The following is a 22,506-nucleotide window of genomic DNA, read 5'->3' on the forward strand; positions in this document are numbered from 1 at the left end:
TCCGCAGGCGCCAGGCAATCCGGTTTTGCGCATTGCGCAATAATTGCCCCGATGACCGATCAGGACCGATCGCACTCGCGCGACTTCGTGGCATCGCTCGAGAAGGGGTTGAAGGTGCTGCTCTGCTTCGAGCGCAAGCGCTCCAAGCTGAACCTGTCTGAAGTGGCGCGCCTCACGGGCTACACACCGGCCACGGCGCGCAGGTTGCTGAAGACGCTGCACGAGCTCGACTACCTCTATAGCGATGGCAAGCGGTTCTGGGTGGCGCCCCGCACCTTGCTGCTGGCTCGGCCGTACCTCATGTCGAGGCCGGCCCCCCAGCTGGCGCAGCCCGTGCTGGACAAGCTGGCCGACCGTACCCGGCAGCCCGCCTCCCTGGGGTTGCTGCTGGATCAGGAGGTGTTGATCATTGCCCGGTCCACGGGCCGACGGACACTGTCCACCGGGCTGGGCATCGGCTCCCGCCTTCCTTCCTTCTGTTCGGCAATCGGTCGAGCCGTGTTGTCGACGCTGCCCCGCGCGGACGTGGCGCGCTACCTGGCGGCCACCTCGCTGGAGTCCTACACCCCCATGACCGTGCGGGACGTGGCATCCGCCACCGATCGGGTGGAGCATTGCCGCATCTATGGATGGGCGGAATGCGATGAAGAGTTGGAACTTGGCGTCCGTTCCATCGCGGTTCCCATTTCCAGCTTCCCCGACAAGGCGATCGCGGCCGTGAGCCTTTCGGTGCGGGCCGAACGGATGACGATGAATGCCTTTCGGCAGACCCACCTCGCTGCGATCCGTGAGGCGCGAGACGAGTTGAAGGCAACGGTCAACTTTGACTAGGGGCCCGCCGGCACGATGCTCGTCGAACGTGTAGTAGGGACCCGCATTCGTAGCGAGCGACTGCCCGGAGCGATTACGATTCCGCCGCAGCGGCACGCATGGTGCGGGCCCCACCTTCGGAGGACATCCAATGGCCAAGGGTTACTGGATCGCCATGTATCGCTCGGTCAGCGACGATGAGGCGCTGAAGCGCTATGCGGCTCTCGCCGCGCCTGCGATCCAGCAGGGCGGAGGCCGCTTTCTCGCGCGTGGTACGGCCGCCGCAGCCTACGAGTCAGGCGTCGCCCAACGCACGGTACTGATCGAGTTCGACTCCGTGCAACAAGCCGTCGCCACGCACGACAGCGCGGCCTACCAGGAAGCGCTGAAGGCGCTGGGCCACGGGGCCGAGAGAGATCTGCGCATCGTGGAGGGCCTCTCGTAACCGAATCAGGCGCGCCGTGCCTGGCAGCATGCGGTTTCACCCCGCAAGCGGTGCGCGGGGGCGAGTCTTGTGCCTTGGACCGGCCCCCAAGCCTCTCCAGAAACGGCCTGTCCGTTGGCGGCCGGCTGGCGACGTGAGCACGTGGCACACTTGATGCGCGCTCGGCCCGGATCGGGCCGCCTGCAACCCCCTTCGAGGAGACGCCGATGCTGACGATGGAGAAGACGGCCGACTACGTAAAGCGCTGGGTCGCTGCGTTCGAGTCCAAGGACCTGGATCGCGTGCTGGCCTTCTACACCGACGACGTGATCTTCCATTCCCCGCTGGTTGCGCGGCTGAGCCACGACCCAAGCGGTACCGTGCAGGGCAAGGCGGCGCTGCGCGCCTACGTGAAGAAGGGCTTCGAGGTGTTCGATCACATCGAGTTCACCGTACTCGACGTGCTGCGGGGCGTCGACAGCATTGCGATCCACTACAAGGGCATCACAGGCACGCATGTCGTCGAGGTGCTGTTCTTCGACAAGGACGGCATGGTCCGCGAGTCGTACGTGCACTACGCATCTCCCGATTAGCAGCTGCACCGACGACCGGCGCTTCCGAGCCGAAGGACCGGTCGGTCAAAGCGACGAAGAGCGCCTCGCGAGCGAAGTCGTCAAGGCAGGGGCGGCGACTTGCCGCGCCGAGCCCGCGCGCGAGCTTCCTCCGGAGGACAGCAGATGAACATGAGGCGCAGCATGGTGCTTGGAGCGACTGCCGCTCTCTTCTTCGGCTGCCCGCGCGCATTCGCGCAGGCTCCCGCGCCGGCGCCTGGCCTTCGCAGCATCGCCGTGCTGCAGATCGAGCTTCTCGACGAGCAGGACAATCCGCCGACGAAGGCCGCCCAGGAGGTTCGCCTCCGCGATGCGTTGCTGCAACTTCGTGAGGAGTTGCGGGCGCGCGGCCTCTATCGGGTGGTCGACGCAGGTGCCACCCAGGCACTGCAGGAGAGCCTGCGGGCACAGCAGGAGTTCTTCTATCGCTGCGATGACTGCGCCGCCCAAGTTGGAAAGCAGCTCGGCGTCGATCTCGTCATGACGCCGTGGGTGCAGAAGGTCAGCGAGCTGATCCTCAACTTCAACGTACAGATCTTCGACGTGGCCGCCGGAAAGGTCATCTTCAGCAAGTCGGTCGACATGCGCGGAAACGCGGATGAATCCTGGAAGCGCGCTGTTCGCTACCTCGTGCGCGACATGGCCGAGAAACGCTCGAACAATCCCGGATACGGGCAATAGCTTCGCTGCGGACGAAGCCGTCGCGACTGCCGCCGATGGCGGCACCTGGCCCGGGGGCAGACGTCAAGGCACATTCACATCACTTCCCTCGCCGCTCCCCGGTGTCGATCACTTGCTCCCCGTCTTCCTTCGTGAACGGGGAAACCTTCGGCACGGGAAGAATCTCGAGCACGGCTTCCGACCTGGGCCGACACAGCTTCGTGCCGAGCGGCGTGACGACGATCGGGCGATTCATCAGGATCGGATGCTGGCCGATGATGTCGAGGAGCTGATCGTCGCTCCAACGCGACTCCGCCAGCCGGAGCTCGGCAAACAGCGGTTCCTTCGTACGCAGAAGGTCGCGCACGGACAGGCCTGCGTCCGCGACGAGCTTGCACAGTTGCGCCTTGGTCGGCGGCGTCTTCAGGTATTCGATCACCTGGGGCTCAATGCCGGCGTGCCGGATGATCGCAAGCGTGTTGCGCGACGTTCCACAGCCAGGGTTGTGGTAGATGGTGACTTCGGGCATCGATGGATTATCCGCGCGGCGTCCGCTCTGGCCGGGTGCTGCCCGACTTCTCCGGGTCTGGTGCTGCAGGCCGCCCGCCGGGACCTGCCGCCTGCCGCAGGAAGTTGCGCGGCAGATCAGGAGAATTCCTAGGCCGAGCAGGCCGGCACGCCGGGGGCATTTCGGATTGCGCCGAGCACCTCAATCAGCGGCCTCCGATGGAGGGAAGCGGGGCGGCCGACCATAGTGGAGGCACATCGAGGTCACCGCAGGAGTTTCCAGATGCATCCCTCCACCGCCACCCAGTTCCAGCTCCGCTACCGCTCCTTCTTCGACTCGGACAGCGGCTTTTCATTCCCCTGCGATGCCCGCGGCCATGTCGACATGGACGGCTTGAGCGAGCGCGCCCGCAACAACTACCTGTACGCCCGGGCGATGGTGGGCAAGCAGCTCGACGTCCCCGCGATCGAGCCCGCCTCGCTGCACTGATCTCCTGAACTCCCCGGTTTTCCACTCGGCACGTGAGTCCCTCCCTCGCTGCGCTCTGCTGCCTGCAGCTCTGGAAACAGCGCGCCGCCATCCCTGGCGGCCTCGCCTTCGAGCCCCTGCTGCGCCTGATCGCGCTCGACCATTCGCCGGCGAGCCTGGCGCGCATCGACACCTTCCTCGAGGCGCTGCGCACCGCCAAGAAGCCGCAGCGCGACGCCTTCATCGCCGAGCGCGCCAGCCGCAACCTCCTGGACCTGCTGGCCATCTACGTCGGCGACGTGATCGGGCGCGCCCTGCGCTGCGCACCGGAGTGGCTGGCGCGGGCACCCGACGGCGCGGCCTCGCCTCCGGGCGAGGCGCGCAGCTTCGAGCACAGCCTCGTGTGCAACTTCCCGGGGACAGCGACCTGCCCCGGCGAGTACGCGCCCCTGACGCCGATCTGCGCCCGGCTCTTCACGGCGAACCGCGACCACGGCGTGGCGTCCAGCGCGGGCGCGCTGCTGCCGGCCGCGCTGCGCGGCAGCCGCGCGCCGCTGCCGCCCGCACCCGGATTCGGCTATCCACTGCGCCTGCAGGAGGCGCTGGCGCGCTGTAGCTCCCTGGAGCGCACAGCCCTGGACCTCGCACCCCCGTCCCCGGCGGCGCACGGCGCTCTGAGTTCATTCTTCGCCGCAGCCCCCGAGGTGCTGCGTTCCGGGCACGTCGCCTGGGGCGTGGCGGTGCAGGTAGACGAGGCGCTGGTCCGCCCGCGGGCCGAGGGTGGCGGACTGGGCGACGTCGTGTACGACCCGCTCGGCCGGGCGCCGGCGACGGCGCTGGAAGACGTGTCGGAGGTGCTCCGCGCGCTGCAGGATCAACCGGTCGCGGAGCCGAGCTTGCCGGAGTTCTCGGCCTGGCTTGCGGGCGCAAGGCCCGCGGCGTCCGGGCTCGACGTTCCCGCCCTGATCAGCCCCTACCCGTTGAAGATCGCCGAGACCTGGTTCGCGCACCGTCACTTGCCCGGCGCGGTGCTGACGCCCCGCGCCTTCCCGGTGGTGACCAGCAAAGACCACCCGGGCGTCGTGCTGTTCCTGCCGGCCAAGTTGTGGCCGGCGGGGCTGCTACAGGCCTGGTGCGCGTGAGCGCCGACTGCTTGCTCACCCCAATTCTTTCAGCTAGCGTCGCGAGTTCTTCGATCTGCAGCGGATGTGTGTCGCTCGACCTGACCTGCACGCGCTCTTCCCGGTGCAAGCCGCAATCGCTTTGCATGCCTTGACTCCAGGCTTGCCTGTCTGAGCAAGCTGTGGTCTCGCCTCGACCAGCCCCGCCTGGGGAGGCCGGCAAAGAGTACGGACCGTCATTCACACCAGCCCCGCGGTGCCAAGGCCTGCCCTCATCGGGTTTTCCCCAAGTTGCCGTGACACCGGCACACTCCCTATATTCTGGTCAGTCCAATTTGGTCAGACCAGTTGACAGAATCTTCTCTCGTCATCGCCAAGCTGCTGCCGCTGATCCGCGACCGCGGCTACGTGTCGGGTGAGCGTATTGGCTCCGAGCGCGAGTTGGCTGAACGCTTCGAAGTCAGCCGCCCGATCCTGCGGGAGGCGCTCTCTGTGCTGGAGTCGATGCGCGTGATCGAACGTCGACCGCAGTCGGGTATCTACATGCGCGATACGCGCGAGGTGTCGCTCGACTTGCTTGCGCTGGAGTCCGACTTGGGCCTGCCGCTGTCGATGCAGGATGTGCGCGACCTCAACGAGTTCCGGCAGATGCTGGAGGTGCAAGCCATCGGCCTGGCCTGCCGCAACCGCAGCGACGAGGACCTCGCCGCCATCGATGCGATCCTGCAACTCTCGCAGCAGCGGCTGACCGCAGGCGAATCTCTCGCGGCGCAGGATGCGGATTTCCACATGGCGATCTGTGCGGCCAGCGGCAACCAGCTGATCCGGCGCGCGGCGCACTCCTTCTGGCTGGCGTCCGCGGCGCGTCGCGAACTCTACTTCGCCAACCCTGAGAATGCGCGCCGCTCACTGCGCCAGCACCGCGCGCTTCGCGACGCGATCGGCGCCCGGGACACGACAGCCGCAATGGAAGTGCTGGGACAGCACCTGGGCAACGTCGAACGCTTCTGGCTGGCTCATGTCGGTGCGCAGGGCGGCGTCAGCACGAGCAAGAGGAAATCACAGTGACGCGACCACGGGTCCTCCTGACCAACCCGATCGACGCGCAGGTCGCGGCCGAACTGGGCCGCCACGCCGAGGTGCTGACTGCCTCTGCGCAGGACCCGGATTCCCTTCGCCGCGAGGCCCGCGACGCCGACTACCTGATCGTGCGGGCGCAACTGCCAGAGGACATCTTCGCGCAGGCGCCGCGATTGCGGGCGGCCGTGCGCCACGGCGCAGGGCTGGACATGATCCCGATGGCCGCGGCCACTCGGCGCGGCGTGGCGGTGGCCAACGTCCCGGGCGTGAACGCCGCGACCGTCGCCGAATACGCAGTCGGCCAGATGCTGAACCTGGCTCGCATGCTGCCGCGCATCGACACACTGCTGCGCACCGAATCCTGGGCAGCGGCGCGCCAGTGCGCCGACGACTCCACCGACCTGGGGGGCAAGACGATCGCCATCGTCGGCATGGGCCAGATCGGGCAGTCGCTCGCCCGCATCTGCTCGCTCGGATTCGGCATGCGCGTGCTTGGCGTGCGCCGTTCGCCGCAGGCGGACACTGCCACCACGCGCTTCGTCACCCTGGAGCAGGCGCTGCCCGAAGCCGACTACCTGGTCATGGCCTGCCCGCTCACTCCGGAAACGCGCGGGCTCATCGGCCCGGCCGAACTGGCGCGACTGAAGCCGGGCGCGCGCCTGGTCAATGTGGCGCGCGGGCCGGTCATCGACGAAGCCGCCTTGGTCGAGGCGCTGCGCTCCGGGCGACTGGCGGGCGCGGCGCTCGATGTCTTCGAGACCCAGCCCTTGCCCGAGGCATCGCCACTGCGGAGCCTGCCGAACGTGTTGCTGTCGCCGCACCTGGCCGGCATCACCCGGGAGAGCATGCGCCGCATGAGCGAAGGCGTGCTGTCGCAACTGCTCGCCATGTTCTCCGGGCAGTTGCCTGTCCATCTCTGCAACCCCGAAGCCGGCGCCGCCATCCTGGCGCGCTGGGCCTCCCTCTCCAAGCAAACATGAAGATCAAGAGCATCCTGGCCCGCTGGGTCCACGTCCCCATCCCCTACGAGAAGCAGCACGTCTCCGACTTCGGCCGGGTCGCCTCCTTCGACTCCGTCATCGTGCGCGTCGAGACCGAGTGCGGCATCGTCGGCTGGGGCGAGGCCAAGGAGGAGGTCGGCAGCGAGGGCAACAGCCACGGGCTGGTGGCCATCATCAACCAGAAGTTCGGCCCGGCGCTGGTCGGCGAGGACCCGCGCGACATCAACCGCCTGTGGGAGCAGATGTACAGCGGCTGCCGCGGCCACTACGCGCTGCGCGAGGCCCATGTATTCCCGATCCTGGGACGCCGCGGGGTGTCGGTCTCCGCCATCAGCGGCATCGACATGGCGCTGTGGGACATCCTGGGCAAGAGCCTGAATGCACCCGTGTGGCGTCTGCTCGGTGGACGCAAGGCGCAGCGCATGGCGGCCTACGCCTCCGGCGGCTGGGCCGATGCGCAGAACATCGGCCGGCAACTGCAGGGCTACGTCGACGCCGGCGGCTTCAAGGCGGTGAAGATGCGGGTGGGCGTGATCGACGGCGACCCGGTGAACTCTGCGCGGCGGGTGCGCGCCGCACGCGAGGAGCTCGGGCCGGACATCGGCATCGCCTGCGACGCGCATGGCACCTACACGGTGGCAGAGGCCAAGCGCTTTTGCCGGCTGGTGGAGGACTGCAACCTGTTGTGGTTCGAGGAGCCCGTCACCGCCGACGACAAGCGCGGCATGGCCGAGGTGCGCGCCTCCACCGCCATCCCGATCGCGGCCGGCGAGAGCGAGTTCAACCGATTCGACTTCCGTGACCTCGCGGAGCTGCGCGCGGCCGACGTGTTTCAGCCAGACTTGGCGATCTGCGGCGGCATTTCGGAGGCGATGCGCATCGGCGCGATCGCCTCGGCGGCCAACATCAAGCTGGCGCCGCACCTGTGGACCGGCGCGCTCGCGTTCGCCGCGGGCATGCACGTGGCGGCGGCCTCGCCCGCCGGCTGGCTGCTCGAATACTCGCTGGGCGCCAATCCGCTGCTGCACGAACTGGCGGTCGAGCAGTTCACCGTCAGCGACGGTCTGCTGGAGATCCCGGAGCGGCCAGGCCTCGGCGTGACCGTGCGCGAGGAGTTCGTGCAGCGCCATCAACTCGCCTGACCGCGCGTCGAGAGCAGACAGAAAGAGGGGACAAACCATGCGCGCTACATCTTCCATCCGCCGCGGCCTGCTGGCGCTCGCGGCGCTGGCCATCGGCTGCTGCGCCACCGGTGCGCAGGCACAGGCCTATCCGCAGAAGCCGGTGAAGCTGGTGGTGCCCTTCGCGGCCGGCGGCACGACCAGCATCCTGGCCCGCCTGCTGGCCGAACGACTGACCCAGGGGCTGGGGCAGCCCTTTGTGGTCGACAACCGTCCCGGCGCCGGGGGCAACGTGGGCATGGATGCCGTCGCGAAGGCGGACCCGGATGGCTACACCCTGCTGATGGGACCGATCGGACTTGCGATCAATCCCGCGCTCTACCCGAAGATGGCGTTCGACCCGCAGCGGGACTTCGCGCCGATCGGGCTTTACGCGGGAGTGCCCAACCTGCTGGTGGTTCATCCCTCCGTGCCAGCCAACAACGTCGCGGAGCTCATCGCCCATGCCCGCGCGAACCCCGGCAAGCTGGCCTATGCCTCCAATGGCAACGGCACTTCGAGCCACCTTGCAGCGGAGATGCTCAAGGCCGCCGCGGGGCTCTACATCCTGCACATTCCTTACCGTGGGGGTGCCCCCGCGATGCAGGACTTGCTGGCCGGCCAGGTGCAGATGCTGTTCGATCAGATGCCCGCGGTGCTGCCGCAGGTGCAGGGTGGACGGGTCCGGGCCCTCGGCGTGTCCAGCACCAAGCGTTCGGCGGCCGCGCCGGACGTACCAGCCATTGCCGAGAGCCTCAAGGGTTTCGACATGACGGTGTGGTTCGGGATCCTGGCGCCCAAAGGCACGCCAACGCAGATCGTGACGCGGCTCAATGCGGAGATGCTGAAGGTGCTGAACGATCCTGCTTTCCAGGCGCAGCTGGCGAAGATGGGCGTGACCCCGATGCCCAGCTCGCCGGAGGAGTTCGCACGCTACATCACCGCAGAGACGACTCGTTGGGCGCGGGTGGTGAAGGACTCCGGCGCCCGCATCGATTGACACAACCAGGAGACAAGAGAATGCCCTCGCCGACCAAACGCGCTGCATTGCGCCTGCTTGCCCTCGCCTCCCTCACTGCCGTCGCTGCCGTCGCGGCGCCGGCCGCGCTCGCCCAGAGCGATTTTCCGAACAAGCCACTGCGCATCATCGTTCCCTTTCCCCCGGGTGGAGCCAGCGACCAGCTCGCGCGCATGGCGGGCCAGCACCTGGCGTCCGCGCTCGGCCAGGCGGTCACGGTGGAGAACAAGCCCGGCGCCGGCGGCAACATCGGCGCCGAGGCCGGCGCCAAGGCGGCGCCCGACGGATACACACTGCTGCTGGCGGCCGCCGGCTTCATGGCCGCGAATCCGTCGATCTATCCAAAGCTGAACTACAACTCGGCCACCGATTTCCAGCCGATCACCTTGCTGGTGAAGGCGCCGCTGTTGCTGGCGGTGAACCCGAAGGTGCCGGCGCAGAACGTGCGCGAGTTCATCGAGCTGGCGAAGCGCTCGCCCGGCAAGATCTCGTTGGCGAACGGTGGCACCGGAACGGCCCAGCACCTCGGCGGCGTCCACTTCGCAATGACGGCCGGGGTGGACGTGAACCACGTGCCCTACAAGGGCAGCGCGCCGGCGACCAACGACCTGCTGGGCGGGCAGGTCGACGCCTCGATCGACAATCTCGTGACGCTTGTGCCCCACGTGAAGGCAGGCAAGGTGCGCGCGCTGGCCGTGTCTTCGCTCCAGCGCGTGCCGGCGCTGCCTGACGTGCCGACCCTGACCGAGTCAGGGCTGGCCGGCTTCGAGGACGGCACCTGGTACGGCATCGTCGCGCCCAAGGGCACGCCGGCTCCGATCGTGGAGAAGTTGCACGCGGAATTGACGCGCCTGCTGGCACAGCCCGAGACCAAGGACAAGTTGGTTTCCATGGGCCTGCAGTCTTCCGGCATGGGACCCGCTGATTTCGGCAAGCTGATTTCCAGCGACATCGCGAAGTACCGAGATATCGTCAAGGCGGCGAACGTGCGGGCGGACTGACCCAGTTGTTCAGGCCACTCCCGGCCCGCGAGCGGCCTCGCGGTTTCAGTCAGCGGTGCTGCGCTGCTTACGGGTCAGTTCGCGAATGACCCAACAGCCACCATGGCGCATCCCTTGCGCCGGCCTCCCGAGCAGCGTAAACCTTCGGCTGCGCGAGCGCCACCTTGGCGGCCAACGCGCCGCGAGAGGGTCAACCCGTCCGTTCACCGCCGGTGAAAGTTCTTCCCTGAGCGGCGGCGCTGGTGGTCGTTTCGACCATGCAATGGAGCGAAGTCACATGGAAGCCTCGAACCACACGCTCAAGGACCTTTTCGGCCAGCTTGGCTTGCCCGACTCGCCTGAGGACATCGAAGGCTTCATCTCAATGCATCGGCCGCTTGATGGGGGCGTCCGGCTCGCGGACGCCCCGTTCTGGACCTCGTCGCAGGCGATTTTTCTGCGCGAGGAGCTCAACGAAGACGCTGACTGGGCCGAACTGGTCGATCAACTCAACCTGCGCCTGAGGGAATAGCAGAACACTCCTGCCGGAGCGTCGCAAAGTGCCTGGCCCGCTTTAAGTCGCAGGGCTGAAAGCGCTGCGTCCACAAGCTGACTGCATAGAACGCCTCAGGGCCAGGTGGGAGCCTGAAGAACACAGTTCACGAGCGAATCAACTGAGGCAAGCGCCTCGCCGTGCAGGCGACTGGCAGCGCCAATCTATCGCAAGTTTGCAAAAACAGGCGCCAAGGAGTGCGGCCAACTACCGCGGAGGCTCGACGGCTGCTCGTGGCCGGACTTTGCCAATCCCGTAATCGCTTGCCAGAGGCAGCGCAGGCGACCTGACTTCCGAGATCGACCCCTGGCAGCCGGCTCCCTCTGAACTCCTGCCCCGTGCGAGGTACCGAATCAGCCTATTTCGGTAGGGCCTGAACCCACATCCCCATCCGCTCGGTCACCACCGCGCCGACGACCGCCCGCCAGACGGATGCCCCTTCCAGGTGAAGTTCGGCGCGAATCAGGTGCTGCACCCAGTCTGGTGAACTGGTGAGGGTACTCAGTTGCTGGGGCGTCCCTTTGATCAGGAAGAAGCCGTTGAACACGCCGCCGTGGGGCTCGATCAGCACCGGCTCGAAAGACTCGATGGCCCCGCCGGCGATCTGTTCTTGCAGATACGCGCTGAAATCCTGGAAGTGAGCTGCGCTCAAATGCTCTCGTCCTGGGAGAGAGCGGTTCCAGCCGAAAAGGACTGCATTTGCGCTCATCGTTGGCTCCTTCGATACGAGTTGAGGGATCGCGCGTGGCGGGCGAACGCGCCTGCGGATAGCCTTGTATTCCCGTGAGCGGGGTGCGTCAATGCTTTCAACTGGGTAGTCGCGATCGCCGATTGCTTGCCTTGGCGTTGACACCAGTGCTTGAGGGCAAGTTGGTCGCGCTCGGCGTAAGCAGTGCGCGCCGCTCCGGGATGCTCCCGGACGTTCCGACGATCGCGGAGGCTGGCGTCGGTGGATTGGAGGACACGATTTGGTATGGGGTGTGGGCGCCGGCCGGGACCGATCACGAGATGGTGGACGAGCTTTCGAGGGACATCACCCGCGCGCTGGCAGCGCCCGACGTGCGTGAACGACTCACAAGGTCGGGCGCCGAAGCGATGAGCATGACGCCCGCCGAGTTCACCCGCTTTGTGCGCAGCGAGATGGAAGGCGCAACCCGGGTTGTCAAGGCAGCAGGGATCAAGCCGCAATAAGCCCTTGGAGCGTCGTCTCAGCGTCGCGCCTTCTTGCGCGCACGGGGTGTGGGCGGCCGGGGTGCCCAGAAGTCCAGGAACTGCCGCATCGTTTCGGCCTGCGCGGTCGCGATCTGTCGCTTGGCGGCGGCGGTCGCCGTGCCGCGAGCGGCTCCGGCGGACCTGTTCGCCGCGCTCAGCCACATGCTCATGAAAGGGTTCTTGCTGGTCCAGGGATTGGGCATGATGTGTGCATTTCGTGAGTGTGCACCGAGCATGGCGCCGGTGATGCGGCACCGCCCCCCGGCACCGGCTTGAACGCTGGTGGCCGATGTCCTACGTTGGTGGCGTAGGGAGGTGGCGGGCGAAGGGGTGGCCAATGCGATCCCGGCACGGCACCCTATTGGCTATCGTGGGTCCGTAGAACGACGCCCCGGATGCAACACCTGCTGCGACGTGCGGGGTTCCCGCTGCCCGCCGCCCCGGTTGCTCGTCTTCTGCTGCTCGTCGCGCGCCATGTGTCGCCAGAGCGTTTCCGTGCCTTCACCTGAGCGTGCGCCGGGAAGCGCCAGCTCGGGAGTTGCGTCTGACGGGACGGGTCTGGTGTCCATGCGGCCACTGTATTCAGATGGCCTCCGCGAAGACGACCCTTTACGCCGCCATTACGTACCCGCTGCGCGTAGCGTGTCGAAATCCACTGGTGCGAGGTAGTTCCGGCCTTCCCGAATCGGGGGCGGCAAGAGCACCCACGGCTTCGCTCTTGACCCTAGCCGGTGACCCGACGCAGCGGCGGCCGGCGCACCATCCGCTCCAGCAATCGCTCCATCGCGGCTTCCAGATCGGAACACCGCCCGGAATGCACCGGCGACGTCTGGATCATGGTGCTGCGCGGTGCGACCAGCCAGTCGAAACGCGCGCGAAGCGGCAATTGGCCGATGGGCCCGGCCTGCGAACCGCCCTCGCAGATGCGCACGAATGCGCCCAGCGCGGCTGACACGGTCGGGGTGTCCGCTGCGGGGTCGAGCGCAAGAAGCCGCGCCTCGTCCAGCTCGATGCGCGCCTTCAGAAAGCCGCGTGCGGTGCTGCAGACAAGCACACCCGCATTGATACACTCGCCGCGCTCGACGTGGGGGAGCACGCGGATCAACGCGTAGTCATACGCGCAGGGTTCGTGCACGAACGGCCTCCTCCATGAAAGTTTGCGACGCCTGCACGCGCGCCGCCAGGAAATTCCGGTACGCCTCGCGCTGGCTCGCAGGGTCGGAGAATGTCTCGATGTCCGTCAACCAGGCATCAGGAATCAACGCCACGGCCTGGGCAATGGCCTCACCCGAAAGCTGGAGGCGGCACTCCTTGTCCGCCTCCTCCAGCGACATTGCAAGCGGCAGCAAGACATGATCCTTGATCGGGGCGAACGGCGACCTGCTGCGCGCCATGTAGTCGTCCCACTGGTGCTGGAAGTAGAGCGAGGCGCCATGGTCGATCAGCCACAGACGTCGGTGCCATAGCAGCATGTTGGTATTGCGCGCCGTGCGATCCACGTTCATGACGAAGGCGTCGAACCAGACGATCCGCGAGGCGAGCATCGCGTCGGGCTGCCCCACCAGCGGGTCGTAGGCCAGCGCGCTCGGCAGGAAGTCGAGGGCCACGTTCAGGCCCACGCTCGCGCGGATCAGGTCCTGGATCTCGGGATCCGCCTCGGTTCGCGCAAGATCCGCATTTAGCTCCATGAAGACGATCTCCGGAACCAGCAGTCCCAATGTACGTGCCAGCTCGCCCGCCACGAGCTCGGCGATGAGCGCCTTGGGCCCTTGCCCTGCACCGCGGAACTTCAGGACATAGAGACCATCGTCGTCGCCTTCGACCACGGCCGGCAACGATCCTCCTTCCCGCAATGGCGTGACGTACCGCGCTGCGGATACGGTGCGCAGGGGCCGGGATGGAACACGCTCCGTGCCTGATTGAACCATACGGCACATTTTGTACGACTCGGGCGCAACGTGGGGAGCGGTGGGCTTCGACGGGCAAATCCGCGCAGGCCCGAAGTGGGCCGACATGACTGCGGGCGACGAACTTCAGGCCGAAGCAGCCCGCCGCGCCTTCGCGAGTTCGATGAACTCGCGCGTCTTCCTCGGCGGCTCGCCCTGTCCGGGCCAGGCGGCATAGAGCGTGACCTGCGGCAGCTTGACTTTGCCCAGCACGCGCACGAGCCGGCCGGCGGCGACGTCGGTCTCGAGCGCGAAATACGGCGCGGCGAAGAGCCCCAGTCCCGCCAGCGCCAGGGCACGGCCGCCGGCGGTGCTGGACGTGCTGAACGCGCGCCGCAGGCGCACCGACTGCTTGCCGTCGCGGGTCTGCAGCGTCCAGGGATGGGGGATGGGCGTGAAGGCGATCCACGCGTGCGATGACAGGTCCGCCAGCTTCCGGGGCGTCCCTCGCTCCAGCAGGTACTGCGGCGACGCCACGCACCAGACGTCGAACACGGCGAGGTTCACCGCCCGCAGGCTGGAGTCGCGCCGGCCCGTCGTGCGCAGGCTCAGGTCCATGCCTTCGCTCACGAGGTCCAGCAGGCGGTCGCTGGGCCGGTATTCGACCTGCATGCCCGGATGGCGCCGCACGTATTCGGCAACGACAGGGGCGGCCCAGTTCGCGGTGTCTTCCGCGGAAGTGATGCGCAGCAAGCCGGTGAGCTGCGCCGCCTGGTGGCGCGTGCGCTCGGCCAGCCGCTGCGCCTGGTCCAGCAGGGCCCGTGCCTCGTCGCGCAAGGCCGTGCCGGCCTCCGTCAAGGCGAGGCTGCGCGTCGAGCGGTGGAGCAACTGGACGCCCAGCTCCCGCTCCAGGGTGGCGACCTGCTGGCTCGCCGCGGACTTGGTGATGGCTAGGTGGTCGGCCGCCCGCGTGAAGCTGCCGGTGGCACAGACCGTCACGAAGATCTCCAGGCGCGCCAGGTTCATTTGTCCAGTATCCCTGAACAATCCGTTCCTTAAAAGGCACTTTTTCCGGACGATGAAAGCGGGCACGATGCGGCGCATCCACCACCCCATCGAAAGGAATGCGCCATGTTCGTCCTGCTCGGATCCAACGGCCAGATCACGTCCCGCCTCGCCCGCCTGTTGCTGGCCGCGGGCCACCCCGTCCGCGTGGTGGGACGCAATGCCGGCGCACTCGCGCCGCTGGCCCGGGCCGGGGCCGAGGTCGCTGCCGGCGATGCCGCCGACGCTGCGTTCCTGGAGCGCGCCTTTGCCGGTGCGAAGGCGGCCTACACGATGATCCCGCCGTGCTACGGCGAGGACGACATGCGCTCCGCGCAGGACCGCATCGGCGCGGCCATTGCGCGCGCCCTGGGCCAGGCGGGGGTGCCCCGCGTCGTGAACCTGTCCAGCATGGGCGCGGAGCTTGCGCAGGGCACGGGTCCCATCGAGGCCCTGCATGCGCAGGAACAGCGGCTGCAGGCGCTACGCGGGGTGGACCTGCTGCACCTGCGGCCGGGCGCGTTCATGGAGAACCTTCTGCCCGGTGCGGCGGTGGCGGCAACGGCGGGCGTGCTGCCCGGCATGGAGGCCCCGGATGCCGCCATCCCCATGGTCGCCACCCGCGACATCGCGGCCGTGGCCGCGCGCGAGCTGGCGACGCCGCGGCACCGGGGCGTGCTGCTGCTCCATGCGTCGCGCCACGTCACCATGCGCGAAGCGGCGGAGTTGCTCGGTGCGGCCATCGGCCGGCCGGGACTCGCCTACGTCCAGTCCGCCCCCGCCGAGGGCAAGGCGGCGCTGCGCGCGCACGGCTTCTCTGCCAGCGCCGCCGACCAGATCGAGGCGCTCGCCCGCTGGCTGTCCACTGCGCCGCTGGCGTCGGCGAGCGTGGCGCCTGTCGAAGTGCAGCCGACCACGATGGAGGCGTTCGCGCGCGAAGTGTTTGCGCCGGCGTATGGACGGCTGGCGGTGGGTGTGGCTTGAGGGCTGCAAGACCCGGGGTCGGGGGAGGTCGGGTCTGGAAGTCTGCTTCAGGCCGCCCCAAACGTCCCCGCTGGATGGCTGGAGGCGGCGCGGCTCACTATGGTTCAATGCTGCCGGCCAGGACTTCGGAGGCTGCCATGCCGCAAGAGCGATGCTTCGGTGTTTCGAGCTGGATGGCTCGGGGGACGCAAGCAGGGCTGCGTCCAGCGGTGGCCATGTTTGCGCTGGCTTTGGCTGGCCAGCCTCTCGCTCAGCCAGCCTCGGAGACCCGATACTTCGGCATGGCAGAAGCTTCTGCGGCCGCCATGCTGGACGAGAAGCACTTCGTCGTTGCGGAGGACGAATGCAACACTCTGCTCGTCTACGCGCTGGGTCACCCCAAGCCTGTCGGCAAGCCGATCGATCTCGCCAAGTTCCTGGGCACCGGGGAAAAGGCGTCGGACATCGAAGGCGGGGCGCGCGTCGGCGATGTGATCTACTGGATCTCTTCCCACAGCCTCCCCAAGTCTGGCAAGCCCAGGGAATGGCGCAAGCGCTTCTTCGCAACGAAGGTCGACGCGAAGGCGCACCCGCCGACCGTTCGGCCGCACGGAAGCGCGTATGCAGGCCTTCTCGAAGACATGATCGCCGCCCCCGAACTGCGGGATCTGAATCTGGCCGAAGCCGCAAAGCTCTTGCCGGAGCAGGAGGGAGGGCTGAACATCGAAGGCCTTGCAGCCTGGAAAAGCGATGGGCTTCTGATTGGATTTCGCGGACCATTGAGGGCAGGCAGGGCGCCGGTGGTGCCATTCAGGAATCCAGCGGCAGTCGTCGACGGCGGTCGGGCGAAGTTCGACACGCCCATCCTCCTGGATCTTGGCGGTCGTGGCATTCGCAGCATCGACCGGATCGAAAGCCACTACCTGATCGTGGCAGGTCCGGTGGGTGACGGCGGCACCTTTGCCATCTATCGATGGACCGGGAAGGCAGCGGACGCACCCGTGCTTGCGTCCGGGCTGCCGTCCACGGGCATCGCTCCGGAGGCACTCCTTGCCACACCGACTTCCAGGAAAGTCACGTTGCTGAGTGACGATGGTTCAATGCAACCCGAAGCGGCTTGCGGCTCGGGAACGAAAGCGCAACAGCAGTTCCGGGCGCTGCGCGTCGATCTTCCGTAGTCGACGCGCCCGACCATCCGCCGCTTCCGGCCGAAGTCTGCCCTTCCGTGCCTTCAGGCCAGAGCAGTTCCGGGATTGAGCGGCCCCGGTCCGGGAATTCTTGGCTAGCAGACCGGTGAACCGGGCAACGCGTCGGCGACGAGCCAAAATTCCAGCCATGCCTTCCTCCCGCCCCCGCCCATTGCACCCGGTGTCGCTCGTGGCCGCCCTGCGCGCGCGCCCGCGCCTTGTGAGCAGCGCATTCGTTGGCATCGCGCTGTTCGTCGCGCTGCTGCAGGCGGACCTGCCGGGGTCGAACGCCGCGCGCGCGCTTCTGGCCTGGAACGCGGGCGCACTGCTTTACCTCGGGCTCGCGTGGCATTCCATGGCAGGTGCCAGCGTCCAGACTATCCGCGAGCGGGCACCGCGGCAGGACGAAGGGCGACTGGTCATTCTCCTGCTGCTTGTACTGGCGGCGATGGCCGTCTTGTTCGCGGTCGGAACCCAGCTCGCACATGTCAAGGACCTTGCGTCGCAGGCAAGAGTCTTGCCAACCTCCCTCGCTGGCCTGACCGTGCTTATGTCGTGGCTGTTCACGCAGGTCCTGTTCGCCCAGCATTACGCGCATGACTTCTACGCCGCAAGGATGCACGGCAGCCCCGATCCGCTGCTCTTTCCCGGAACGCCGGACCCGGGTTACGCCGACTTCTTCCACTTCGCCTGCGTGATCGGGACAGCTGCCCAGACCGCTGATATCAGTTTCAACGGCTCGGGTCTGCGCGGTGTCGGCACGCTGCATTGCGTCGTTGCCTTCTTCTTCAATGCCATTCTCCTGGCGCTGTCGATCAACATCGCGGCAACAGTGTTGTAGAGCGAAGATCCCCAGAAACTTGTCATCTCCTTCGCCCACCCTCCCCCGATCAGCCATTGGCCACCGTCATCGTCGGGCGTCTGTTGGGCCGGGGTAACTCGGAGCCGGAGGCTACGGCCACTCCTGGCCGGAAGCGCACGTGAGGTCCGCGCCCGAGATGCACTCGCAGGGAGCGGTCCCCACCGCAGTCGGCGACCCACTGCCTGGCAGGCAAGCCGCCGCCGGGAACCACACCGATGCTCAGGCCGCCGCAGCGACAGCGTTTCTCAACGCCCGCGCATAGTTGCCGATGAAGACGCCGTGCAGCGTCGCTTCCGGCAGGCCGCGCTTGAGCAGGTTTTCCACCACGTCGTGCAGGTCGCCGTAGTCGTTCATCATGCGGTTGGGCCACACGCCTTCCATATCGGTGCCGAACCCCACGTGCTGCGGGCCCACGAGATCGCACATGCGCATGATCTCGTCTGCATAGGAGGCCTTGCTGTTGACCGGATAGCGGGGATCGTTGCCTTGGCGCAGGCACCACAGCCCCACCACGCCGCCGCGTGCGGTGATCTTGCGCGCCTGCGCTTCGGCAAGCGATCGCGCGATGTAACCCGGATCCCCGTAAGTGCCGCCCTGGGGCGAGATCCAGGAATGCGACCAGATCATCGGCGCGCTTGATTCGTCCAACGCCGCGTCCACCAGCGACGCCGTGTCGTGCGCGAGGTCCAGCAAAATGCCGAGGCGCTTGCATTCGGCCACGACGCGTGCACCGACCGCACTGAGGCCGTTGTGCGTGGGTTCGGCGGTCTGGTGGTCCCCCAGCGGCGAGCGGATGTAGTGCACCAGCTGCAGCTGGCGCACGCCGAGTCCGTGCGCCTCCTGCAGGCGCTCGGGCTGGCCTTCCAGGAAGTTGGCGGACTCGCACGCGAGCAGCACGCGCGGCGCACCGGAGAGCGCGGCGTCGATGTCCGCCGGCGTGCGCGCGACTTGCAGTTTCCACTTCTGCAGGTTCGCTTCATACTCGGTGCGCAGCTGGTTCCAATAAGCCCACAGCTCGCCGGGGCGCGGTTCGCCCACCTGGCGCAGCGGCCCCTGCCCGGCGGAGATCCACTTGCGGTCGTCCACGATGGCCCACGCGAGCAGCGTAACGCCGTGGTCGGACATGTGCCGTGCAAGGTCGTTGCCGAACAGGCGCGGCAGGAACATGCCGTAGTGGGAATGCATGTCCGCAACGTAGGGCTTGCGCCCAGCCGTCTGGGCTCGTACGGGCACAAGTTGCGATGTGAGTGCTGTTGCCAGCAGGCCGCTGAACGCGCGCCGCGAAACACACTGGTGCATCGGTTCCCTCCACGTCCAATAGCGTAACCCGCCGGATCATCCTGGGGAAGTCGGGCGTGCCGCGGCCTGGTTCTGTCATCCTGCCCGGAGCGCTCAAAGTCGCGCGTCCGCCTATGGCCGGACCCCGTCCTCCGTGACCCGTGCTTCCGAGGGGAAGAACGAAGGGCGACGGCAGCAATCGACGCTCAGCGGCTACTCGTCTGCCGGGGCGAATTGCCGGATGATGCCGCATGACCGCTCCCCATCACCCACGCTGCACCTGGGCACAAGGCGACGACGCGCTCATGGTGCGCTATCACGACGACGAGTGGGGCGTGCCTCAGCACGACCCGCGCATGCTCTGGGAAATGCTGGTGCTGGAGGGGTTCCAGGCCGGCCTTTCCTGGCGAACCGTCCTGCACAAACGCGAAGCTTTCAGGAGAGCTTTCGCCGGATTCGCGCCGGAGAAGGTGGCGCACTTCGGAGAGAGACAGATTGCGCAGCTGCTAGCCGATCCCGGCATCATCCGCTCACGCGCCAAGATCGAAGCTGCCATCGACGCGGCCAGGATCTATTGCGCCATGCGTGAGGCCGGCGACGACTTCGGAGAATTCTGCTGGTCCTTCACCGGCGGTGCCGTGCTCGTGGGCGACGGCCGGCAGCCGCCAGCGAGCACGCCGAAGTCAGAGGACATGTCGAAGGAACTGAAGCGCCGCGGCTTCAAGTTCGTCGGCCCGGTGATCGTCTATGCCTGGATGCAGGCGGTCGGCATCGTCAACGACCATTCTCTCGACTGCTTCCGCCGCAACTCCCATCCTGGGGGCTGACAGCGGGACGGCCGCATCTGGCCGACTCCGGCCGTCACCAATGGCACCTGCGCGGGGGCTAGTAGGGATCGGCCGCAGCGGCGCCGGGGCAGATAGAAGCTCGATCAGGGCCGCTTTGCCGCCGGCGCCGTCCGCCGCGCCTCGGCGCCGAGCACGCGGTCCAGCGCCTTGCGGAATGCGGAGACGTGCACCGCTTGGTTGCGGTTCGCCATCGAGTATTCGGTCGGAGACCCAGTGCCCAGCGACTGCGATATCACGCCGACCACGCGCCACGTTCCGTCGCGCTGGCGCGCGAGCAGTGGCCCCCCCGACATGCCTCTCTCGAACGCGCAGTCCACGCCGAAGATGCCGGGCGCAGGACCGAAATCGCGTGCCCGGCAACCGGTTTCGACGGTCACGCCGGGCCGGCGAGCGCGCGAGCGGGGGTAGCCGATGCTCGTCAGCTTCGTGCCCGGCAGGCTTTCCGGCGTCGTGTCGCGGTCGACGCGCAGCCAGCCGTAGCGGTCACCGAGGCAGTTGTCGAGGCGCAGGATTGCCCAGTCGCCGGCGGCGCCGGCGAAATCGTCTTCGGTGAAGCGCCCGGCGTCGACAACGGTCGCGATCGTGCTCGACGCGAACACCCGTGCCTTGCCCGGCTGCGGGCCGGCCTGGAAGCGCGCCCGGCGGGCCAAGCTCCGCAGGTTCGCCGGATCGCGGCGCGTGCCCGCGGCGTACGGTACGTGGTGCGCGCTGACGACATGGCAGCGCCCGACGAGGAATGCCGTGCCGCCGTTGCCCGTGCGCGGCTCCACGAGCGTGCCGACCGCGCGGTACGGCAGCGCGTCGGCGTCGCGTTGCACGCGTCGGTCGATGCCGTAGACATGGGCGTGGGCAAAGGCAGCCTGCAACAACGCGAGGCAGACCAACACGAGCCGCACGTGCCTGGGCCGCTGCTCGCCTCCCCACATCGGCCTCGCGACCGACCCGGCGGGCAAGGTGTCGTCGGTGCAGGCCCGCAGCAGGCATTGCATGGCGCGCGCGTGAATAGGCATCGAGGCCGATTCTGTGCGAAGCTGTCGAAATCTAGCTGCGCCGGTCGTCGGTGGAAAGCACGGCATGAAAGTCCCGTCGGCGCCGGCACTCCCTCGAGCCAGCTTGTTAAGTGCGGCTTGCTTCCTGCGAGGTCATGTGACCTAGTCGCCGAGCGCCGCGCCGCCTAGGGTGCGAAGCATCGACGCACGCGCTCGCATGACACCGCGGACACAAAATTCGAAATGAAAAATGCAGCCTGCGGGGAACCAAGCTCTACGTCCCACGGGCCCGCGCCCCGCACATACCACAGGCTTCCAAGCGCGATGCGCCGCCCGGCAGTCAGCTACTCGATTCAGCACCGCCCGCTACTCCTCTTCGTCCTCGTCCTCACCCTCCTCATTGGCCAACGCGGCCGCCATTTCCTTGGCCAGCGGTGCGGAGAGTGCTCGCACGGCCTTGAAGATGGACTTCCAGTGAACGTCCTCGTAGCAGTCCTGCAGCATGTCATCCAGGAACAGATCCCGAATGGCCCCCAAGACAGCCTCGCCTCCTCGCAGGCCCTCGCCTCCATCTATCTCGTAGTCGTCCTCACCCGTCATCGATTTCTGCAGGGCGTTCAGTTCAAAGCTCCCATCAGCAGCGCGCGTCAAGGAAATTTTCCAGGTCCACATGTCGCCCGCCATGTTGGAGTCGCGCCAGTCCATGAGGACGACGTGCTTCGGAGGTTGGCTTGAGGAAGCAGGATTCTTGGAACGAGTAGCTCTGGGCATAGAAAGAGTGACGAAAGAAGGGGAAGGATGACAGTGCCGCAGCGCCGCCGTAGCGGCCCAGGCACCGGGCGCTACGCTCAAGAACCCGAGCGCTTGCCGGATGGACCTTTCTTGATGCTGTCTCGGACTTTCTTTGGGCGCTCCCAGTGCGCCAAAAGCGCACCATCAAGCAGGTCGTCTTCGTCGTTCAGCCAGTAACCCTGGCCTCGCAGGCGGTCCCGAAAGTCGTGGACTGTTCTGAATAACCCGTGCCACTCCGCATAGGTGCCAGCCTGGCCCATGAGTAGCGCCGTGCAGCCAAGGACGGCCGACTGCCCGTGCCGGTCTCGCATCAGGAACGGAAACACGCAGACGCCGTGGCCCTCGTCAAACTCCGGGCTAAGCTGGCTCCGCCCGCATTGAATACGCATGGTGTCGGTGATACTGGCAGCACCCTCGAGGTCCAAATCGTCTCGCACTCGACTATCCGTCAACTCCAGTGCACCCACCGGCAGCGCCACGACCTCGCCCTCCGCCTCCCAGGCCGCGCCCAGCAGATCCCAGCCGTCCTCCTCCAGCCATTTCTCCAGAAGATGCAAGTCCTCTGGGACAGGCGCACCTGCCAGGGCGTGCTCAATGGCTTCGTCCCGAATCCGTAGAAACCTGCGAGGCAGGACGGGGAGCTTAGGGAAGGTCTGAACAAGGCCGATTCCCAATCCAGATTCTGTCGCCGTCGTAGGGTGAAGCGCTCATGTGCGGGGTCTGGGTTTTCCGGGTCGACGCTATGAAGTCAGGGCCGGCGAAGGTGTCTTCCCTTCAGTATGGGTGGCGCTCCCCCGATTTCGCCGCCCATCAATGGGGGCGGCGACAGGCAACCGCCCACCTCCTTGCGCCCGAACATGCTTCTCGCCCGGGGCTAAGGGAGACTCAGGCTCGGAAACTCCTGTCCACTCGTTCTGCGACTTCCATCGGCGCCGCCTCCTGTGCTAGTAGTCGATGTGGTCCCCCGAGGTCATGCTTGATCGTGAGCTGGGCGCGGCCAACGGCCCACTAGATGCGATTCCTATGGCACGGCCGGTTGTGGCCGGGAGCG

At 67.1% G+C, this 22,506-nt stretch carries 27 protein-coding genes; 17 read left to right on the top strand and 10 right to left on the bottom strand.

Features of this window, described 5'->3' with window-relative positions:
• The first annotated feature begins 51 nt into the window (after window positions 1-51).
• The 4 genes from JJ685_RS02890 to JJ685_RS02905 all read left to right on the top strand — a co-directional run bounded on the left by JJ685_RS02890 (window position 52) and on the right by JJ685_RS02905 (window position 2,526).
• Window positions 52-831, top strand: coding sequence for an IclR family transcriptional regulator domain-containing protein (locus tag JJ685_RS02890; RefSeq protein ID WP_201672657.1), 780 nt, complete (start codon window positions 52-54; stop codon window positions 829-831).
• Between the two features lie 130 nt (window positions 832-961).
• Complete coding sequence (locus tag JJ685_RS02895; RefSeq protein ID WP_201672658.1) at window positions 962-1,255, top strand: DUF1330 domain-containing protein; 294 nt, start codon at window positions 962-964, stop codon at window positions 1,253-1,255.
• Between the two features lie 206 nt (window positions 1,256-1,461).
• Window positions 1,462-1,827: a nuclear transport factor 2 family protein gene (locus JJ685_RS02900; RefSeq protein ID WP_201672659.1), complete on the top strand. Its 366-nt coding sequence runs from the start codon at window positions 1,462-1,464 to the stop codon at window positions 1,825-1,827.
• Between the two features lie 150 nt (window positions 1,828-1,977).
• The gene (locus JJ685_RS02905) at window positions 1,978-2,526 is read left to right on the top strand and encodes a DUF3280 domain-containing protein (protein WP_201672660.1); all 549 of its coding nucleotides are present in this window, start codon (window positions 1,978-1,980) and stop codon (window positions 2,524-2,526) included.
• Between the two features lie 79 nt (window positions 2,527-2,605).
• Here the strand turns inward: JJ685_RS02905 and arsC are convergent, their stop codons facing one another.
• Entirely contained in the window at window positions 2,606-3,034 is a 429-nt protein-coding gene (gene arsC, locus JJ685_RS02910; protein ID WP_201672661.1) for an arsenate reductase (glutaredoxin), read from the bottom strand.
• Window positions 3,035-3,295: 261 nt separating this feature from the next.
• Here arsC and JJ685_RS02915 point away from each other — a divergent pair, with 261 nt between their 5' ends.
• The 8 genes from JJ685_RS02915 (at window position 3,296) to JJ685_RS02950 (ending at window position 10,373) form a co-directional block, all read left to right on the top strand.
• Window positions 3,296-3,502: a hypothetical protein gene (locus JJ685_RS02915; protein ID WP_201672662.1), complete on the top strand. Its 207-nt coding sequence runs from the start codon at window positions 3,296-3,298 to the stop codon at window positions 3,500-3,502.
• Between the two features lie 32 nt (window positions 3,503-3,534).
• Window positions 3,535-4,623, top strand: a complete 1,089-nt coding sequence (locus tag JJ685_RS02920) for a hypothetical protein (RefSeq protein WP_201672663.1) — start codon at window positions 3,535-3,537, stop codon at window positions 4,621-4,623.
• 327 nt (window positions 4,624-4,950) lie between these two features.
• A complete protein-coding gene (locus JJ685_RS02925; RefSeq protein WP_201672664.1) occupies window positions 4,951-5,670 on the top strand; it encodes a FadR/GntR family transcriptional regulator in 720 nt (239 codons plus the stop codon).
• Entirely contained in the window at window positions 5,667-6,662 is a 996-nt protein-coding gene (locus JJ685_RS02930; RefSeq protein ID WP_201672665.1) for an NAD(P)-dependent oxidoreductase, read from the top strand. Before JJ685_RS02925 ends, JJ685_RS02930 begins: the two co-directional genes overlap by 4 nt.
• Complete coding sequence (locus JJ685_RS02935) at window positions 6,659-7,825, top strand: mandelate racemase/muconate lactonizing enzyme family protein (RefSeq protein ID WP_201672666.1); 1,167 nt, start codon at window positions 6,659-6,661, stop codon at window positions 7,823-7,825. Before JJ685_RS02930 ends, JJ685_RS02935 begins: the two co-directional genes overlap by 4 nt.
• Before the next feature lie 37 nt (window positions 7,826-7,862).
• Window positions 7,863-8,843 carry a Bug family tripartite tricarboxylate transporter substrate binding protein gene (locus tag JJ685_RS02940; RefSeq protein WP_201672667.1) on the top strand — a complete coding sequence of 327 codons (981 nt, stop codon included), beginning with the start codon at window positions 7,863-7,865 and terminating at the stop codon, window positions 8,841-8,843.
• A gap of 20 nt (window positions 8,844-8,863) precedes the next feature.
• Window positions 8,864-9,862, top strand: coding sequence for a Bug family tripartite tricarboxylate transporter substrate binding protein (locus JJ685_RS02945; RefSeq protein ID WP_201672668.1), 999 nt, complete (start codon window positions 8,864-8,866; stop codon window positions 9,860-9,862).
• A 277-nt stretch (window positions 9,863-10,139) separates the two neighbouring features.
• Window positions 10,140-10,373 carry a DUF2789 domain-containing protein gene (locus tag JJ685_RS02950; RefSeq protein WP_201672669.1) on the top strand — a complete coding sequence of 78 codons (234 nt, stop codon included), beginning with the start codon at window positions 10,140-10,142 and terminating at the stop codon, window positions 10,371-10,373.
• Between the two features lie 379 nt (window positions 10,374-10,752).
• Here the strand turns inward: JJ685_RS02950 and JJ685_RS02955 are convergent, their stop codons facing one another.
• Window positions 10,753-11,103, bottom strand: coding sequence for a hypothetical protein (locus tag JJ685_RS02955; RefSeq protein WP_201672670.1), 351 nt, complete (start codon window positions 11,101-11,103; stop codon window positions 10,753-10,755).
• A 74-nt stretch (window positions 11,104-11,177) separates the two neighbouring features.
• Between JJ685_RS02955 and JJ685_RS02960 the strand changes: the two genes are divergently transcribed.
• Entirely contained in the window at window positions 11,178-11,585 is a 408-nt protein-coding gene (locus tag JJ685_RS02960) for a Bug family tripartite tricarboxylate transporter substrate binding protein (RefSeq protein WP_201672671.1), read from the top strand.
• A gap of 17 nt (window positions 11,586-11,602) precedes the next feature.
• On the opposite strand, the gene JJ685_RS02965 is transcribed toward JJ685_RS02960, so the two are convergent.
• The 4 genes from JJ685_RS02965 to JJ685_RS02980 all read right to left on the bottom strand — a co-directional run bounded on the left by JJ685_RS02965 (window position 11,603) and on the right by JJ685_RS02980 (window position 14,518).
• Entirely contained in the window at window positions 11,603-11,809 is a 207-nt protein-coding gene (locus JJ685_RS02965) for a hypothetical protein (protein ID WP_201672672.1), read from the bottom strand.
• Window positions 11,810-12,330: 521 nt separating this feature from the next.
• Window positions 12,331-12,741 (bottom strand): DUF3037 domain-containing protein, encoded by a 411-nt coding sequence (locus JJ685_RS02970; RefSeq protein WP_201672673.1) that lies wholly within the window; start codon window positions 12,739-12,741, stop codon window positions 12,331-12,333.
• Complete coding sequence (locus tag JJ685_RS02975) at window positions 12,719-13,543, bottom strand: HipA family kinase (protein WP_330901721.1); 825 nt, start codon at window positions 13,541-13,543, stop codon at window positions 12,719-12,721. Before JJ685_RS02975 ends, JJ685_RS02970 begins: the two co-directional genes overlap by 23 nt.
• 96 nt (window positions 13,544-13,639) lie before the next feature.
• Window positions 13,640-14,518 carry a LysR family transcriptional regulator gene (locus JJ685_RS02980; RefSeq protein WP_201672674.1) on the bottom strand — a complete coding sequence of 293 codons (879 nt, stop codon included), beginning with the start codon at window positions 14,516-14,518 and terminating at the stop codon, window positions 13,640-13,642.
• Between the two features lie 105 nt (window positions 14,519-14,623).
• Between JJ685_RS02980 and JJ685_RS02985 the strand changes: the two genes are divergently transcribed.
• The 3 genes from JJ685_RS02985 to JJ685_RS02995 all read left to right on the top strand — a co-directional run bounded on the left by JJ685_RS02985 (window position 14,624) and on the right by JJ685_RS02995 (window position 17,527).
• Entirely contained in the window at window positions 14,624-15,520 is an 897-nt protein-coding gene (locus tag JJ685_RS02985) for an NmrA family NAD(P)-binding protein (protein WP_201672675.1), read from the top strand.
• Window positions 15,521-15,801: 281 nt separating this feature from the next.
• Window positions 15,802-16,677, top strand: coding sequence for a DUF3616 domain-containing protein (locus tag JJ685_RS02990; protein WP_201672676.1), 876 nt, complete (start codon window positions 15,802-15,804; stop codon window positions 16,675-16,677).
• 157 nt (window positions 16,678-16,834) lie between these two features.
• Window positions 16,835-17,527 carry a DUF1345 domain-containing protein gene (locus JJ685_RS02995; RefSeq protein WP_201672677.1) on the top strand — a complete coding sequence of 231 codons (693 nt, stop codon included), beginning with the start codon at window positions 16,835-16,837 and terminating at the stop codon, window positions 17,525-17,527.
• A 240-nt stretch (window positions 17,528-17,767) separates the two neighbouring features.
• Here the strand turns inward: JJ685_RS02995 and JJ685_RS03000 are convergent, their stop codons facing one another.
• Entirely contained in the window at window positions 17,768-18,733 is a 966-nt protein-coding gene (locus tag JJ685_RS03000; RefSeq protein ID WP_201672678.1) for a dipeptidase, read from the bottom strand.
• Between the two features lie 344 nt (window positions 18,734-19,077).
• Between JJ685_RS03000 and JJ685_RS03005 the strand changes: the two genes are divergently transcribed.
• Window positions 19,078-19,653, top strand: a complete 576-nt coding sequence (locus tag JJ685_RS03005) for a DNA-3-methyladenine glycosylase I (protein WP_201672679.1) — start codon at window positions 19,078-19,080, stop codon at window positions 19,651-19,653.
• A 104-nt stretch (window positions 19,654-19,757) separates the two neighbouring features.
• Here the strand turns inward: JJ685_RS03005 and JJ685_RS03010 are convergent, their stop codons facing one another.
• The 3 genes from JJ685_RS03010 to JJ685_RS03020 form a co-directional block, all read right to left on the bottom strand.
• Complete coding sequence (locus JJ685_RS03010) at window positions 19,758-20,663, bottom strand: trypsin-like serine peptidase (protein WP_201672680.1); 906 nt, start codon at window positions 20,661-20,663, stop codon at window positions 19,758-19,760.
• 366 nt (window positions 20,664-21,029) lie between these two features.
• On the bottom strand, window positions 21,030-21,368 hold the full coding sequence (locus JJ685_RS03015; RefSeq protein ID WP_201672681.1) for a hypothetical protein: 339 nt from the start codon (window positions 21,366-21,368) through the stop codon (window positions 21,030-21,032).
• Between the two features lie 143 nt (window positions 21,369-21,511).
• A complete protein-coding gene (locus JJ685_RS03020) occupies window positions 21,512-22,012 on the bottom strand; it encodes a hypothetical protein (protein WP_201672682.1) in 501 nt (166 codons plus the stop codon).
• Window positions 22,013-22,506: the final 494 nt, after the last annotated feature.

This window comes from Ramlibacter monticola (genome assembly GCF_016722785.1).
In the GTDB taxonomy this organism is placed as follows: domain Bacteria; phylum Pseudomonadota; class Gammaproteobacteria; order Burkholderiales; family Burkholderiaceae_C; genus Ramlibacter; species Ramlibacter monticola.

Excerpts from the sequence above, each read along its gene's own strand:
- JJ685_RS02890 (WP_201672657.1), top strand. The coding sequence starts at position 52 with ATGACCGATCAGGACCGATCGCACTCGCGCGACTTCGTGGCATCGCTC.
- JJ685_RS02895 (WP_201672658.1), top strand. The coding sequence starts at position 962 with ATGGCCAAGGGTTACTGGATCGCCATGTATCGCTCGGTCAGCGACGAT.
- JJ685_RS02900 (WP_201672659.1), top strand. The coding sequence starts at position 1,462 with ATGCTGACGATGGAGAAGACGGCCGACTACGTAAAGCGCTGGGTCGCT.
- JJ685_RS02905 (WP_201672660.1), top strand. The coding sequence starts at position 1,978 with ATGAGGCGCAGCATGGTGCTTGGAGCGACTGCCGCTCTCTTCTTCGGC.
- arsC (WP_201672661.1), bottom strand. The coding sequence starts at position 3,034 with ATGCCCGAAGTCACCATCTACCACAACCCTGGCTGTGGAACGTCGCGC.
- JJ685_RS02915 (WP_201672662.1), top strand. The coding sequence starts at position 3,296 with ATGCATCCCTCCACCGCCACCCAGTTCCAGCTCCGCTACCGCTCCTTC.
- JJ685_RS02935 (WP_201672666.1), top strand. The coding sequence starts at position 6,659 with ATGAAGATCAAGAGCATCCTGGCCCGCTGGGTCCACGTCCCCATCCCC.
- JJ685_RS02940 (WP_201672667.1), top strand. The coding sequence starts at position 7,863 with ATGCGCGCTACATCTTCCATCCGCCGCGGCCTGCTGGCGCTCGCGGCG.
- JJ685_RS02945 (WP_201672668.1), top strand. The coding sequence starts at position 8,864 with ATGCCCTCGCCGACCAAACGCGCTGCATTGCGCCTGCTTGCCCTCGCC.
- JJ685_RS02950 (WP_201672669.1), top strand. The coding sequence starts at position 10,140 with ATGGAAGCCTCGAACCACACGCTCAAGGACCTTTTCGGCCAGCTTGGC.
- JJ685_RS02955 (WP_201672670.1), bottom strand. The coding sequence starts at position 11,103 with ATGAGCGCAAATGCAGTCCTTTTCGGCTGGAACCGCTCTCTCCCAGGA.
- JJ685_RS02965 (WP_201672672.1), bottom strand. The coding sequence starts at position 11,809 with ATGCCCAATCCCTGGACCAGCAAGAACCCTTTCATGAGCATGTGGCTG.
- JJ685_RS02975 (WP_330901721.1), bottom strand. The coding sequence starts at position 13,543 with ATGTGCCGTATGGTTCAATCAGGCACGGAGCGTGTTCCATCCCGGCCC.
- JJ685_RS02980 (WP_201672674.1), bottom strand. The coding sequence starts at position 14,518 with ATGAACCTGGCGCGCCTGGAGATCTTCGTGACGGTCTGTGCCACCGGC.
- JJ685_RS02985 (WP_201672675.1), top strand. The coding sequence starts at position 14,624 with ATGTTCGTCCTGCTCGGATCCAACGGCCAGATCACGTCCCGCCTCGCC.
- JJ685_RS02990 (WP_201672676.1), top strand. The coding sequence starts at position 15,802 with ATGGCAGAAGCTTCTGCGGCCGCCATGCTGGACGAGAAGCACTTCGTC.
- JJ685_RS02995 (WP_201672677.1), top strand. The coding sequence starts at position 16,835 with ATGCCTTCCTCCCGCCCCCGCCCATTGCACCCGGTGTCGCTCGTGGCC.
- JJ685_RS03000 (WP_201672678.1), bottom strand. The coding sequence starts at position 18,733 with ATGCATTCCCACTACGGCATGTTCCTGCCGCGCCTGTTCGGCAACGAC.
- JJ685_RS03005 (WP_201672679.1), top strand. The coding sequence starts at position 19,078 with ATGACCGCTCCCCATCACCCACGCTGCACCTGGGCACAAGGCGACGAC.
- JJ685_RS03010 (WP_201672680.1), bottom strand. The coding sequence starts at position 20,663 with ATGCAATGCCTGCTGCGGGCCTGCACCGACGACACCTTGCCCGCCGGG.
- JJ685_RS03015 (WP_201672681.1), bottom strand. The coding sequence starts at position 21,368 with ATGGACTGGCGCGACTCCAACATGGCGGGCGACATGTGGACCTGGAAA.